Below are 13,689 nucleotides of genomic sequence, written 5' to 3'. Positions count from 1 at the left end.
CGGTTGCGGCCGAAACTGCGGCGAACCTGCCCCGAGCCTTGCGCCGATTCCGGAAAACGCCGCCCATGTCCTTCGATCTTCTCGTCAAGAACGCGACCCTGCCCGACGGGCGCGAGCGCATCGACATCGCCTGCCGGGACGGCCGCATCACCGCCGTCGAGCCCGGCATTTCGGGCGAGGCGGGGCGCGTGATCGAGGCCGGCGGCCGGCTGGTATCCCCGCCCTTCGTCGACAGCCATTTCCACATGGACGCGACCCTGTCGCTCGGCCTGCCGCGCATGAACGAGAGCGGCACCTTGCTGGAAGGCATCGCCCTGTGGGGCGAGTTGAAGCCGCTGCTCACCGTCGAGGCGGTGGTTGAGCGGGCGCTGCGCTACTGCGATCTTGCTGTTTCGCAAGGGCTTTTGGCGATCCGCACGCATGTCGACGTGTGCGACGACCGGCTGACCGGCGTTAAGGCGCTGCTCGAGGTGCGCGAGAAGGTCGCGCCCTATATCGACCTGCAGCTCGTCGCCTTCCCGCAGGACGGGCTCTACCGCTCGCCGACGGCGGAGCGCAATCTTATCCGCGCCCTCGACATGGGCGTCGACGTGGTCGGCGGCATCCCGCATTTCGAGCGGACGATGGACGACGGCGCGCGCTCGGTGCGGGCGCTGTGCGAGATCGCAGCCAGGCGCGGCCTGATGGTCGACATGCATTGCGACGAGAGCGACGACCCGCTGTCGCGCCATATCGAGACGCTGGCCTGCGAGACGCAGCGCCTCGGCCTCCATGGCCGGGTCGCCGGGTCGCACCTCACCTCGATGCATTCGATGGACAATTATTACGTCTCGAAACTCCTGCCGCTGATCGCCGAGGCGCAGGTGCACGCCATCGCCAACCCATTGATAAACATAACACTTCAGGGCCGGCACGACACCTATCCGAAGCGCCGGGGCCAGACCCGCGTGCCGGAAATGCGCAAGCACGGCATCAATGTCGCCTTCGGCCACGACTGCGTCATGGACCCCTGGTATTCGATGGGATCGGGCGACATGCTGGAGGTCGCCTCGATGGGGCTGCACGTCGCGCAGATGATGAGCCGGGACGAGATCCGCTATGCTTTTGAATGCGTTACGACCCACCCGGCGCGGGCGATGGGGCTCGACGGCTACGGCCTCGCGCCCGGCTGCAACGCCGATTTCGTGCTGCTGCAGGCGGCCGACACGATCGAGGCGATCCGCCTGCGGGCGCGCCGCCTGGCCGTCGTGCGGCGCGGCAAGGTGATCGCGCAGAGCGATCCGGCGATCACCCGCCTGTCGCTCGACGGCCGGCCGGAAACACTCGATCCGGCGGCTTACGCGCCTGGAAAGTAAGGCTTTTCGCCGATTTTCGGCGTTTGGGAATTTTGAGACGGATTTTGCGAAATTCGCTCTCAATTTCGCGAAATTTCGAGAATCGCGTCTCGAAATTGCCCAAAGGCCGGACTTGGAGCCGGTCGCCAGGTTTGCCATAAGGGAGGGACGAAACGCCCCCCGGTCGGACAGGCGCCCCGACAAGACCCCGACAAGACCCCGGACAGGACCCATGCAGCGACCGACAGGAACCATCGACGGGGAGAGGACCGGGGATAACCCGGCCGCCGGCTGCCCGGTCGCCGGCCATGGTGGAGCCGCGTCCGCGACCGCCGAGGCTCCGGCGCCGGACGTCGGGGCAAAGACGCCCGGCACCTATGTGCCGCCCTGCCCGATGCGGCCGACGGCGCCGCCGCCGGTCTGGAAGCTGATCGGCCTTGCCCGCCGCAACTTCCTCTCGGTCTGGCCGTCTTCGGCCTTCGCCAAGCCGTGGCTGCGGGTCGCCGTGCTGCGCAAGCAGATCTTCGTCTGCAACAGCCCGGACCTGGTGCAGGAGGCTTTCGTGCGCAAGCACGACACGTTCGAGCGCAAGAGCGCGCAGATGCGCCACGCGCTGGAACCGCTGCTCGGCGACGGCCTGTTCATCTCCGACGGCGAGACCTGGCGCCGGCGCCGCCAGATCGTCGGCCCGATCATCCATGCCTCGAAGGTCCGCGACTTTTTCCCCGTGATGGCCGAGACGATCGCCGAGCGGCGCGCCGCCTGGGAGGCGGCCGGTGCCGACGCGCCGGTCGACATGCTGCAGGAGATGGCGCATCTGACGGCGGAGATCATCTGCCGGACCATCTTCGGCCGCCAGCTCGGGCGCGACTATGCCGCCGAGGTGGTCAACAGCTTCACCGACTACCAGCGCCATATCGACCAGATCGACCTGATCTCGCTGCTCGGCCTGCCCGACTGGCTGCCGCGCCGGCGCGGCCGCGCCATCCGCCAGGCGGTGGCGCGCATCGACAGGGTGCTCGACGAGATCATCACCAGCTACGAGGCGCGCCGCCGTGACGGCGAGACCTCGGTGATCGGCGGGCTGCTCGACGCCCGCGACGAGGACGGCAAGCCGTTGTCGCGCGAGGCGATCCGCAACGAGGCGGCGGTGATCTTCATGGCCGGTCACGAGACGACGGCCAACACGCTGGCCTGGACCTGGTTCCTGCTGTCGCAGGCGCCCTGGGCGCGCGCGGCGCTGAAGGACGAGCTCGACACGGTGCTGGCCGGCCGCATGCCGACCTATGACGATGTCGCGCGCCTGCCCTATACCCGCGCGGTGATCGAGGAGACGCTGCGGCTCTATCCCCCCGTGCCGATCCTCGCCCGCGAGGCGCTGGCCGACGAGACGGTCGGCGGCGTGGCGACGCCGAAGGGCTCGCTGGTGATGGTCGTGCCCTGGCTGCTGCATCGCAATCCGGAGCTTTGGCCGCGCGCCGATCATTTCGAGCCGGAACGGTTCCTGGGGGCGACGCGCGGCGGCCAGTCGAAATTCGGCTACGTGCCCTTCGCCATCGGACCGCGCATCTGCGCCGGGCTCGCCTTCGGCCTGACGGAATCGATCCTGTCGCTGGCGATCCTCGCCCAGGGCTTCGAGGCGCGGCTGGAGCCGGGCACCGACGTGCAGCCGGTCTGCCGGCTGACCCTGCGCCCGGGCGAAACGCTGCCGATGCGGCTTCAGCCGCGCATCCCCGGCACGCCGCGCGCATGAATCCGTCCCGGCCATGACCGCCATGCGCGGCTGCCGGCGCACCCCCCCGGTCGCCTTCGAGGAAACCCATGCGCGCGAGGTGCCGGGCGAGCCCTGGCGCCGCGAACCGGTGCTCGGGCCGGTCAAGCGCGCCGTCCACGCGGCGCTGCGCCGCCTGCCGGTGGGCTTTGCCCCGCGCCTTGCCCGCGCGCTGGCGCCGCTCGTCCAGCATCTGCAGCGGCGGCGGATCTATGCCCGCCGGCTTGTCTGGACGCTTGCCCGGCTGCACCCGGACGCGCCGCTTGCGGCGGCCGAGCTGGCAGCGGCGGTGCGGCGCTGGTGGCGGCAAGCGGGCGCGGTTATGGCCGAATATGCGACGGTCGAGCGGCTGCGCGCGGCGGGGCGGCTGGAGGTCGACGACCCGCACGGCACGCTGGCCGGCCTGCCGGCGGATGCGCCCGTCATCTTCGCCTGCGTCCATCTGGGGCCGTTCGAACTGTGCTTCGAGACCGTGCTCAACACGTTCGGCCGCGAGGCGGTCGGCACCTGGCAGCCGGAGCCCTCGCCCGCCGCCAATCGCATCCTGCACGAGATGCGCGCCCGCTACGGGCTCTATGTGTTTCCGCCCGGCCAGCGCTCGGCCCGGCACCTGCACCGGCTGGTGGTGGGAGACGGCTTCGACGCGATCCTCTTCGTCGACGAGGTGCGCGAGCGGCAGGTCCACCTGCCGGCCTTCGGCCGGCCGCTGCCGGAGCGAGGCAACGCCTCCGTTGCGATCAAGCTGGCCTTGAAGACCGGGGCGCCGGTGGTGCCGATCCATGTGCTGCGCTCAGGCGTGGCGCGCTACCGGCTGTATGTCGGCGCGCCGCTCGACTTCCGGCGGGAGGGCGTGCCCGAGAGCGCCACGATGGCCGGGATTGCCGCGCTCGACCGGCATTTCGAGCCTGTCGTCCGGCACAATCTCGACCAGTGGTACATGCTGAAGGAACTGCGTCTGCCGGACTTCGACCCGGCGAAGGTGTGAGCTTGAGGGGGCCGTGCGGCCCCGTCAGTAGAGCAGCCGCACCAGGACGAGCGTCAGGCCCGGAAACAGCACCAGGATCGCCACCCGCACGATGTCGCTGGCGATGAAGGGCACGACGCCGCGGAAGGTCTGCGACAGCGGCACGTTCGGCGCCATCGAGTTGATGACGAAGAGGTTCATGCCGACGGGCGGCGTTATCAGCCCGACCTCCACGACGATCAGCACGATGATGCCGAACCACAGGGCGAACTCTTCCGGCGGCAGGCCGAAGTCGAGCGCCGCGACGATCGGAAAGAAGATCGGGATCGTCAGCAGGATCATCGACAGCGAATCCATGATGCAGCCGAAGATCAGGTAGCAGATCAGGATGACGACGAGCACGGTCCACGGGTTGAGCCCGAGCCCGGCGACATAGGCCGCCGATTGCTGCGGCAGTTGCGAGAAGGCGAGAAAGCCGTTGTAGACCGTGGCGCCGAGCACGATGAAGAAGATCATGCCGGTGGCGCTGGCGGTCGACAGGAAGGACTCCACCAGCCCCTTGCGGTCGAGCCCGCCATTGATGAGGGCGACGATGCCGGTGCCGGCGGCGCCGACCGCCGCCCCTTCCGTCGGCGTGAAGACGCCGGAATAGATGCCGCCGATCACCGCAACGAAGATCACCATGACCGGCCAGACGGCGATCAGCGCGGCGATCCGCTCCGCGCGGCTCGCCTTGTCGCGGCTGCCGGCGCTGTCCGGGCGCAAGCGCACATAGAGCGAGACGGTGAGCATGTAGCCGAGGGCGGCGAGGATGCCCGGAATGAAGGCGGCGACGAACAGCTTGGCGATGTTCTGCTCGGTCAGGATGGCGTAGATCACCAGCACCACCGAGGGCGGAATGAGGATGCCGAGCGTGCCGCCGGCGGCAAGGCAGGCGGTCGACAGGGCGCCGGAATAGCCGCAGCGCCGCATCTCGGGCAGGGCGACCTGGCCCATGGTCGCGGCGGTGGCGAGCGAGGAGCCGCAGATCGCGCCGAAGCCGCCGCAGGCCGCGACCGCCGCCATGGCGACGCCGCCGCGCCGGTGGCCGACCATGGTCTCGGCGGCGCGGAACAGGGCGCGCGACATGCCGCCGCGCGTGGCGAACTGGCCCATCAACAGGAACAGCGGCACGATCGACAGCGAGTAGTTGGAAAAGGTGCTGTAGACCAGCGACTTGAGCTGGGCGAGGATCGGCACCGTGCTCCCGGTGACCAGCGTCGTGCCGGCGATGCCGACCATCAGCATGACGAGGCCGATCGGCAGGCGCAGGAAGATCAGCAGCAGGAGGACCGGGATCGACCACAGGCCGTATTCGAGGGATGACACGTCGTCTTACTCCCGGCCGGCGGCAACGGGCCGCGCGAGGGTCTCGTCCAGGCTGCGCCAGACCGTATAGGCGCAGACCACGACGGCGAAGCCCGCCCCGGCCAGCGCGGCGGCATAGGGCCACCACAGCGGAAACTGCAGGATGAAGGTGGTCTCGCCATAAGCCTTCTTGTCGAGCATGCCGAGCCACAGGCGCCAGGCGATCAGGCCGCTGGCCAGCGTCATCAGGATGTTGGCGACAAGGTCGACGCCGGCATTGAGGCGCGCGCCGAAGCGGGCGAGGAACAGGTCGACGGTGACATGGCCGCGCTTCAACTGGCACCAGGGCAGGAAGGCGAAGATGGCGAAGGCGGTGCCGGCCTCGACCAGCTCGTAGTCGCCGGGGATCGGCCCGAGGCCGGCGAAGATCAGCGCCCGGCCGGCGATCGACACGACGGTGATCACGGTCAGCGCCACCAGCGCGGCGCCGCCGGCGATCGCCAGCCAGGCGGACAGCCGCTCCAGCAGCCGTTCGACGGCCAGGCGTCCCGAAGACTGGCGCCCCGAAGACTGGTCCCCCGAAGAGTGGCGCCCCGAAGACTGGCCCATCCGATCTCGTTCCTCCCAACCGCGGGCCGCCGCCTCCACGCCGGCCCACCTGGCTCTGCTCTGCCCCTGCTCTTACAGCATCGGCCCGAAAACCTGAATCGGTTTTCGGACGGCGCGCGTACCGTCCGGAGCGCAGGCCGGCTTGGCATGACCGACAGGGTGGGCCACGCAAAAGGTGATGTAAAATGAGATTTCAGGGCATTTGCATAACCGCAGGGCCCGTTGCCGGCGGGCCTCAGGCGGCGAAGAACGCCCGCCGCGCCATCCGCACGGCGCCGTCCAGCGCATCGCCGAGCGGCGCGGCGAGATGCGCGGCAAAGCGCGGCGCGAGGCGCGCCGCATAGAAGGGGGCAAGCCCGCCCATCAGCACGATGCGCCGGCAGGCGGGAAAGACCAGCGCGCCGAGCATTTCCTCGACCTCGGCCGTGAAGGCGGCCAGCAGCGCCTCGGCCTCGCCGTCGCCGGCCTTTGCCGCCGTGAAGACCGCTGGGGCATGGCGGGCGAAATCCGCCTGGCGGGCGGTGGCGGCGAAGGCGACCATGCGCGCCGGATCGTCGCCGAAGGCGGCAAGCAGCGTCTCGGCGAGCCTTCCGCGCGGGCGCACCCCGTCGCGCGACAGCAGCGCCGATTTCAGCGCCTCGCGGCCGAGCCGGGCGCCGCCCCCCTGGTCGGCGAGATGCACGCCCCAGCCGCCGACGCTGCGGATCTCGCCGCCATGGCGGGCGAGAAAGGCCGACCCGGTGCCGAGGATCGCCATGATCCCGTCATCGGGCCCGAGCGCGCCTTCCAGCGCGATCTCGCCGTCGCCGACGAGCTCCACCTGCGAAAAGGGAAGGGAGAGAAGCGCGCGGCCGTCGCGGCCGAGCTGGCGGGCGCCGGCAAGACCGAGCAGCGCCGGGCAATCCGCGAGCGCCTCCGCCGGCAGGCCGGCCTCGGCTAGGGCGGCGCCCGCCGCCGCAAGGATATTGGCGGCGGCCTGCCCCGGGTCGGTCGCGACATTGGCGGGGCCGGCGAGGCCGCGCGCGACGATCTCGCCGTCACGGCCGGCAAGGGCGGCGCGGCAGGTGCTGCCGCCGCCGTCGACGGCGATGAGCCAGGAGCTCATGCGAGGACGCTCATGTCTCGCTCAGTGGGTGGCGGGCTGCTCGGCGAGCTTGCGGGCCTGCTCGATCCAGCCGTCGCGGTCGATGCGGCCGCGGAAGTCGAGGCGGCTGTCGAGCGCGGCGATCTGCTCGTCGGTGAGCGCGGCGATCTGCCAGTAGTGGAAGATGCCGGCGCCGTTCAGCGCGGTCTGCAGCTTCGGGCCGATGCCGCCGATGGCGGTGAGGTCGTCGGCAACGCCGCGCGGCGTCGCCAGCAGCACCTCGGCCAGCGGATCGGAGACCTTGCCCGACGCCCTGGCCGGCTTTGCCCTGACGTCGGCCTTCGGCGGGGCCGCCGGAAGCTGGGCATGGCTGCGCATGAAGTCGAGAATGCGCGGGGCGATCTCGGAGCGGAAGCGCGAGCCGTTGAACACGCCGTAATGGCCGACATCGGGCTGCATGTAATGGGCGCGCATGTCGGGGGCGAGGTTGACGCACAGGTTGTGCGCCGCCATCGTCTGGCCGCGGCCGGTGATGTCGTCCTTCTCGCCCTCGACGGTGAGCAGGGCCGAGCGGCGGATGGCGCTGCAGTCGACCAGCTCGCCGCGATGGCGCAGCTCGCCCTTGGCAAGCGCGTGGCGGATGAACACGGTCTCCACCGTCTGCAGGTAGAACTCCGCCGTGAGGTCCATCACCGCCAGATATTCGTCATAGAAGTCGCGATGCTTCTCGGCATTGTCGCCGTCGCCGGAGACGAGATGCTGGAAGAACTCGTGATGGGCGTTGACGTGGCGGTCGAGGTTCATGCTCATGAAGCCGGAAAGCTGCAGGAAGCCCGGATAGACGTCGCGCATGAAGCCCGGCTGCGGGAACGGCACCTTCATGATGACGTTGCGCTCGAACCACTCGATGCTCTTGCTCTCGGCGAGATCGTTGACGGCGGTCGGGTTGATCCGCGTGTCGATCGGCCCGCCCATCAGGGTGACGCTGGCCGGGGCGCAAGGGTCGCCATGCGCCTCCATCACCGCCGTTGCGGCGAGCACCGGCACCGACGGCTGGCACACGCCCATGACATGGGTGTCCGGCCCCAGGAAGTGCAGCATCTCGATGACATAGTCGATATAGTCGTCGAGATCGAAGCGCCCTTCGGTGAGCGGCACCATGCGCGCGTCGATCCAGTCGGTGATGTAGATGTCGGCGCTCGGCAGCATCGTCTCGACCGTGCCGCGCAGCAGCGTCGCATAGTGGCCCGACATCGGCGCCACCATCAGGATGCGCGGGCCCTTGTGCTTGCGCTCGCCGAGCTTGCGGTCGAAATGCAAGAGGTTGCAGAACGGCTTCTTCCAGACGATCTCCTCGCGCACCGGCACCTTGACGCCGCTGACGGTGGTCTGGGTGAGGCCGAATTCCGGCTTGCCGTAGCGCCGGGTCATCCGCTCGATCAACTCGCAGCCGGCGGCGACCGAGCGCCCGATCGGGGTGTGCGAGAGCGGGTTGAGCGGGTTCTGGAAATACAGGCGCGCCATGTCGGCGCTCGCCCGCAGCGGACTCATCGCCGCATGATTGAATTCATAGACCTGGTAGAACACGTGACCGACCTCGCAATCTCCGTGAGGCAGCGCAGCATGGACGGCTGCCTTTTGTCGCATTGCAAAAATAATATGACAAAGATGAAGGCCGCTTCAACAGGCAGGACGGTCTCCGGCCGGTCATGCGGTGACGGAATACCGGAAGTGCGGCCCTTGCCGCCGGAATCTCCTCCGGATGTCCCTGAAAACGCAAGCCAAGACAGGATCTTGCGCAAATCGGCAACGCGGTGGAAAAAAGTTGCCGGAGCCGTCAATTTTCAGGAGATATCGTAAAAAATTACGATGCAAGATCTGCGACGACCGCATCCAATACGAGCAAACCGGCCGGCGTGACCCGCATCCGCGTGCCGCCGAGTCGTTCCACCATGCCGTGTTCGACGAGGTCGGCGACGCGGCGCGGATCGGTCCGGCGGTCGGAAATCGCCTCGAAGCGGGCAAGGTCGACGCCCTCCACCAGCCGCAGGCCCATCAGGAGGAACTCGTCGCCCTGCTCCTCCCGGGTCAGCGACACGTCCTCCATCAACCCCTCGCCGCGCGCCTCGACGGCGGCGAGCCAGGTCTCCGGATGGCGCTCGGTGGCGGTGGCGAACTTGCCGTTGCCGCCGGTCAGCCGGCCATGGGCGCCGGGGCCGACGCCGACATAGTCGCCATAGCGCCAATAGACGAGATTGTGCCGGCACTCGGCGCCGGGCACCGCATGGTTGGAGACCTCGTAGGCCGGCATGCCGTGGCGGGCGCAGATCTCCTGCGTCAGGTCGTAGAGATCGGCGGCGGTGTCGGGATCGGGCACCACCAGCTTGCCGGCGCGGTGCAGCTCGAAATAGGGCGTGCCCTGCTCGATGGTGAGCTGGTAGAGCGACAGGTGGTCGGCGGCAAGGCCGATCGCCTCCTCCAGCTCGGCGCGCCAGGCGGCGGCATCCTGGTCGGGCCGGGCGTAGATCAGGTCGAAGGAGATGCGCTCGAAGGTCGAGCGGGCGATGCCGATCGCCGCGCGCGCCTGATCCGCGTCATGCAGCCGGCCGAGGCGCCTCAGGTCCGCGTCCCGCAAGGACTGCACGCCGAGCGACAGCCGGTTGACGCCGGCGGCGCGATAGCCGCGAAACCGCTCCGCCTCCACCGAGGAGGGGTTGGCCTCCATCGACACCTCGACGGTCGGCGAGATCTCCCACAGTCCGGCGATGGCGTCGAGCACGCGGCCGACGGTCGCAGGGAGCATCAAGGACGGGGTGCCGCCGCCGAGAAAGATCGACTCGACCCGCCGCCCGCGCGTGCGTGCGGCGAAATAGGCAAGCTCCCGCTCGAAGGCGGCGGCAAAGCGCGGCTGGTCGATGCCGGCATGGCGGACATGGCTGTTGAAGTCGCAATACGGGCATTTGGCCTCGCAGAAGGGCCAATGCACATAGATGCCGAAACCGCCGTCCGCCTCTGCCATCATGCCTCCAGGCAGCGCGCGGAGAACTCCGCGAAGGCGCGGGCGCGGTGCGACAGCGCGGCGCCGGCCTGCCCGTGCTTTTCCTCCGCCGACATCTCGCCGAAGGTGCGGGCGTGGCCGTCCGGCTGGAACATCGGATCATAGCCGAAGCCGCCGCTGCCGCGCGGCGGCCACACGGCGGTGCCCTCGACCTCGCCGCGGAACAGGGCGACCTCGCCGTCCGGAAAGGCAAGGCAGAGCACGGCGACGAAGGACGCGCGGCGGTCCGCCGGATCGAGCGCGCCGGCGGCCTGCAGCTTTTCCTCGATGGTGCGCATCGCCATCGCGAAGTCCTTCTCGGGACCTGCCCAGCGGGCCGAATAGACCCCCGGCGCCCCGTCCAGCGCGACGACGCAGAAGCCGCTGTCGTCGGCGAGCGCCGGCAGGCCGGAGGCCTCGGCGGCGGCGCGCGCCTTCAGCTCCGCATTGGCCTCGAAGGTGGTGCCGGTCTCTTCCGGCTCGGGCAGGCCGAGCGCGCCGGCCGAGACGACCTCGTAGCCGTAAGGTGCCATCAGCTCGGCGAATTCGCGCAGCTTGCCCGGATTGTGGCTCGCCAGCACGATCCGGCCGGGCTCGAGCCGGCGGATGGGCGTGGATGCGGTGTCGGTCATGCGCGCCTCACGAGATCGCCATCTTCTGCAGGTCGACCAGCCGGGCGATGCCGGACTTGGCGAGCTCCATCAGCTCGGCGAACTGCGCCTCGGTGAAGGGCGCGCCCTCCGCCGTGCCCTGGATCTCGACGATGCCGCCGGCGCCGGTCATGACGAAATTGGCGTCGGTATCGGCGTCGGAGTCCTCGAGATAGTCGAGGTCGAGCACCGCCTGGCCGCCATGGATGCCGCAGGAAATCGCCGCCACATGGTCCTTCAGCACCTTGCCGGCGAGCATGTCGCGGGCGCGCATCCACTCGATGCAGTCATGCAGGGCGACCCAGGCGCCGGTGATCGCGGCGGTGCGGGTGCCGCCATCGGCCTGGATGACGTCGCAATCGACCGAGATCTGCCGCTCGCCGAGCAGCGGCAGGTCGACAATGGCGCGCAGCGACCGGCCGATCAGCCGCTGGATCTCCAGCGTGCGGCCCGACTGCTTGCCGGAGGACGCTTCGCGGCGCATGCGCTCGCCGGTGGCGCGCGGCAGCATGCCATATTCGGCGGTCACCCAGCCGCGGCCCTGGCCGCGCAGCCAGGGCGGAATCCGCTCTTCCAGGCTCGCGGTGCACAGAACATGGGTGTCGCCGAACTTGACCAGGCACGAGCCTTCCGCGTGTTTGGAAACGCTCCGTTCCAGCGTCACGGCGCGCAGCTCGTCCGCCGCGCGTTTGGATGGCCGCATGTCGATCCCCTTCAAAGCCTGCCGCTCGGGGCGCCAATGCCCCTTGCTCCTGTTCCGCGTCCCTCTTAATCCAATATGGGACAGGAATGAAATGCCTGTCTGCCGCTTGTCCCGCCTCGCCGGCCGGTCGGCGCCTTTGTCAGGGGCAATCACGGGATATGGGCAATCGCGGGCGGGCCGCACTATATTCGCTGAGGCTGGCCGCGTTGGCGGCAAGGCAGGATGTCAAGGTGCGGAAGCTGGAGTTGCTGAACCGGGGAGCGCGAACGTGACGCTGGGTGTGCCGTCCGTCAGCCTGAGCGATCTCGACAAGCGGTCGCGGGAGATCTTCCGCGCCATCGTCGAATCCTATCTCGACACCGGCGAGCCGGTCGGCTCGCGCAACCTGTCGCGGCTGCCCTCGATCCAATTGTCGCCGGCCTCGATCCGCAACATCATGTCCGACCTGGAACATGCCGGCCTGCTCTACGCGCCGCATACCTCGGCCGGGCGGATGCCGACGGAAGGGGGCCTGCGCTTCTTCGTCGATGCGCTGCTGGAGGTCGGCGACCTGACGCGCGAGGAGCGCGACCAGATCGACATCCAGGTCAAGGCGGCGCGCAGCGAGCGCACCAGCGAGCAGCTCCTGACCGAGGCGAGCCAGATGCTCTCCGGCCTGTCGCGCGGCGCCGGCGTCGTCTTCACCCACAAGGCGGACGTGCGCCTGCGCCATGTCGAATTCGTCCGCATCGAGCCGCTGAAGGCGCTGGTCGTGCTGGTCGGCGACGACGGCTCGGTGGAGAACCGCATCGTCGACCTGCCGCCCGGCCTGCCGCAGACCGCCCTGATCGAGGCGTCGAACTATCTCACCAGCCTGATCCGCGGCCGCACCCTGGCCGAGGCGCGGCGCGAGCTGGAGACCCAGCGCGACCGCCACCAGAAGGAGCTGGACGCGCTGACCGCCAAGCTGGTGGAAGCCGGCATCGCCACCCGCTCCGGCGCGGTCGACGCGGCCGGCTCGCTGATCGTGCGCGGCCGCTCCAACCTGCTGTCGCATCTGGAGGCGGAGCAGGACCTGGAGCGCATCCGCCTGCTGTTCGACGATCTGGAGAACAAGCGCGAGCTGATCCAGCTTCTGACCGCCGCCGAGGGCGGCGAGGGCGTGCGCATCTTCATCGGCTCGGAGAACAAGCTGTTCTCGCTCTCCGGCTCCTCCATCGTCGTCTCGCCCTTCCGCGATCAGGACGAGCGGATCATCGGTGTGCTCGGCGTCATCGGCCCGACCCGGCTGAACTATGCCCGCGTCATCCCGATGGTCGATTACACCGCCCGGCTGGTCGGCCGACTGCTGCGCTGACCGCCCCTTTCCGTTGCCTTGCCGGACCCTCAGATGACCCCGCTTTCGCCCGCAGAACTCGAACGCTACGCCCGCCACATCGTCCTGCAGGATGTCGGCGGCCCCGGCCAGCAGAAGCTGAAAGCCGCAAGGGTGCTGGTGATCGGCGCCGGCGGGCTCGGCGCGCCGGTGCTGCAATATCTGGCGGCGGCCGGCGTCGGCACGCTCGGCATCGTCGACGACGACACCGTGTCGCTCTCCAACCTGCAGCGCCAGGTGATCCACGACACCGACCATCTCGGCGAGCCGAAAGTGGCGAGCGCGGCCGAGGCGATCGCCCGGCTGAACCCGCATGTGAAGGTCGAGCCGCATGTGGCGCGGCTGACCGCGATGAACGCGCTGGCGCTGATTTCGCGCTACGACCTCGTCATCGACGGCTCCGACAATTTCGCCACCCGCTATCTCGTCTCAGATGCCTGCTTCTTTGCCGGCAAACCGTTGGTCACCGGCGCGGTCGGCCGGCTCGACGGCTCGCTGACGCTGCTGAAGCCGCATGAGAGCGGTGAGGACGGCACGCCGAACCCGACCTATCGCTGCCTCTTCCCCGAGCGCCCGGCGGACGGGCTGCTGCCGACGTGTGCGCAGGCCGGCGTGCTCGGCGCGCTGACCGGTATCGTCGGCACGCTGCAGGCGATGGAGGCGATCAAGGAGATCGCCGGCTTCGGCGAGGGTCTGCTCGGCCGGCTGCTGCTGATCGACGCGCGCTCGATGCGCTTCGAGACGATCCGCTACCGCTGGAGCGCGAAGAACCCCTTGAGCGGCACCGTCCGCAAGCGCTTCGACGAACTGGCCGGCGCGTGAGCTCCTTCTTCCGC

General features: G+C 69.2%; 12 protein-coding genes. 5 read left to right on the top strand and 7 right to left on the bottom strand.

What is annotated here, in order from left to right:
* Positions 1 to 65: 65 nt before the first annotated feature.
* From P2PM1_RS15910 to P2PM1_RS15900, 3 genes are all read left to right on the top strand, one after another.
* Positions 66 to 1,355: an amidohydrolase family protein gene (locus P2PM1_RS15910; protein WP_186399734.1), complete on the top strand. Its 1,290-nt coding sequence runs from the start codon at positions 66 to 68 to the stop codon at positions 1,353 to 1,355.
* Positions 1,356 to 1,566: 211 nt separating this feature from the next.
* On the top strand, positions 1,567 to 3,087 hold the full coding sequence (locus P2PM1_RS15905; RefSeq protein ID WP_208985307.1) for a cytochrome P450: 1,521 nt from the start codon (positions 1,567 to 1,569) through the stop codon (positions 3,085 to 3,087).
* A gap of 13 nt (positions 3,088 to 3,100) precedes the next feature.
* Entirely contained in the window at positions 3,101 to 4,090 is a 990-nt protein-coding gene (locus P2PM1_RS15900; protein ID WP_186399733.1) for a lysophospholipid acyltransferase family protein, read from the top strand.
* Between the two features lie 24 nt (positions 4,091 to 4,114).
* On the opposite strand, the gene P2PM1_RS15895 is transcribed toward P2PM1_RS15900, so the two are convergent.
* The 7 genes from P2PM1_RS15895 to rph all read right to left on the bottom strand — a co-directional run bounded on the left by P2PM1_RS15895 (position 4,115) and on the right by rph (position 11,499).
* Positions 4,115 to 5,437, bottom strand: coding sequence for a TRAP transporter large permease (locus P2PM1_RS15895; protein WP_186399732.1), 1,323 nt, complete (start codon positions 5,435 to 5,437; stop codon positions 4,115 to 4,117).
* Between the two features lie 6 nt (positions 5,438 to 5,443).
* A complete protein-coding gene (locus P2PM1_RS15890; protein ID WP_186399731.1) occupies positions 5,444 to 6,025 on the bottom strand; it encodes a TRAP transporter small permease in 582 nt (193 codons plus the stop codon).
* A 235-nt stretch (positions 6,026 to 6,260) separates the two neighbouring features.
* Positions 6,261 to 7,130 carry a BadF/BadG/BcrA/BcrD ATPase family protein gene (locus tag P2PM1_RS15885; RefSeq protein WP_186399730.1) on the bottom strand — a complete coding sequence of 290 codons (870 nt, stop codon included), beginning with the start codon at positions 7,128 to 7,130 and terminating at the stop codon, positions 6,261 to 6,263.
* A gap of 21 nt (positions 7,131 to 7,151) precedes the next feature.
* Positions 7,152 to 8,696 carry a polyhydroxyalkanoate depolymerase gene (gene phaZ / locus P2PM1_RS15880; RefSeq protein WP_208985306.1) on the bottom strand — a complete coding sequence of 515 codons (1,545 nt, stop codon included), beginning with the start codon at positions 8,694 to 8,696 and terminating at the stop codon, positions 7,152 to 7,154.
* A gap of 277 nt (positions 8,697 to 8,973) precedes the next feature.
* On the bottom strand, positions 8,974 to 10,131 hold the full coding sequence (gene hemW, locus P2PM1_RS15875; protein WP_208985305.1) for a radical SAM family heme chaperone HemW: 1,158 nt from the start codon (positions 10,129 to 10,131) through the stop codon (positions 8,974 to 8,976).
* Positions 10,128 to 10,778 carry an RdgB/HAM1 family non-canonical purine NTP pyrophosphatase gene (rdgB, locus tag P2PM1_RS15870; RefSeq protein ID WP_186399727.1) on the bottom strand — a complete coding sequence of 217 codons (651 nt, stop codon included), beginning with the start codon at positions 10,776 to 10,778 and terminating at the stop codon, positions 10,128 to 10,130. The genes hemW and rdgB overlap by 4 nt, the downstream gene beginning before the upstream one ends.
* A 7-nt stretch (positions 10,779 to 10,785) precedes the next feature.
* Positions 10,786 to 11,499, bottom strand: a complete 714-nt coding sequence (gene rph, locus P2PM1_RS15865; protein WP_186387888.1) for a ribonuclease PH — start codon at positions 11,497 to 11,499, stop codon at positions 10,786 to 10,788.
* A 268-nt stretch (positions 11,500 to 11,767) separates the two neighbouring features.
* On the opposite strand from rph, the gene hrcA reads away from it, so the two are divergent.
* Complete coding sequence (gene hrcA / locus P2PM1_RS15860) at positions 11,768 to 12,835, top strand: heat-inducible transcriptional repressor HrcA (protein WP_186387889.1); 1,068 nt, start codon at positions 11,768 to 11,770, stop codon at positions 12,833 to 12,835.
* Positions 12,836 to 12,868: 33 nt separating this feature from the next.
* Positions 12,869 to 13,675, top strand: coding sequence for a molybdopterin-synthase adenylyltransferase MoeB (gene moeB / locus P2PM1_RS15855; protein ID WP_186399725.1), 807 nt, complete (start codon positions 12,869 to 12,871; stop codon positions 13,673 to 13,675).
* The last annotated feature ends 14 nt before the right edge of the window (positions 13,676 to 13,689 follow it).

The sequence above is a fragment of the Stappia sp. P2PMeth1 genome (assembly GCF_900185735.1).
Taxonomy (GTDB): Bacteria; Pseudomonadota; Alphaproteobacteria; order Rhizobiales; family Stappiaceae; genus Stappia.
Note: the sequence above shows the minus strand (reverse complement) of the source record. Positions and strands in the feature narration are given on the sequence as shown.

What these genes read in the sequence shown, in the direction of transcription:
- P2PM1_RS15910 (WP_186399734.1), top strand. Translation starts at nt 66, where the DNA reads ATGTCCTTCGATCTTCTCGTCAAGAACGCGACCCTGCCCGACGGGCGC.
- P2PM1_RS15905 (WP_208985307.1), top strand. Translation starts at nt 1,567, where the DNA reads ATGCAGCGACCGACAGGAACCATCGACGGGGAGAGGACCGGGGATAAC.
- P2PM1_RS15900 (WP_186399733.1), top strand. Translation starts at nt 3,101, where the DNA reads ATGACCGCCATGCGCGGCTGCCGGCGCACCCCCCCGGTCGCCTTCGAG.
- P2PM1_RS15890 (WP_186399731.1), bottom strand. Translation starts at nt 6,025, where the DNA reads ATGGGCCAGTCTTCGGGGCGCCACTCTTCGGGGGACCAGTCTTCGGGG.
- P2PM1_RS15885 (WP_186399730.1), bottom strand. Translation starts at nt 7,130, where the DNA reads ATGAGCTCCTGGCTCATCGCCGTCGACGGCGGCGGCAGCACCTGCCGC.
- hemW (WP_208985305.1), bottom strand. Translation starts at nt 10,131, where the DNA reads ATGATGGCAGAGGCGGACGGCGGTTTCGGCATCTATGTGCATTGGCCC.
- rdgB (WP_186399727.1), bottom strand. Translation starts at nt 10,778, where the DNA reads ATGACCGACACCGCATCCACGCCCATCCGCCGGCTCGAGCCCGGCCGG.
- rph (WP_186387888.1), bottom strand. Translation starts at nt 11,499, where the DNA reads ATGCGGCCATCCAAACGCGCGGCGGACGAGCTGCGCGCCGTGACGCTG.
- moeB (WP_186399725.1), top strand. Translation starts at nt 12,869, where the DNA reads ATGACCCCGCTTTCGCCCGCAGAACTCGAACGCTACGCCCGCCACATC.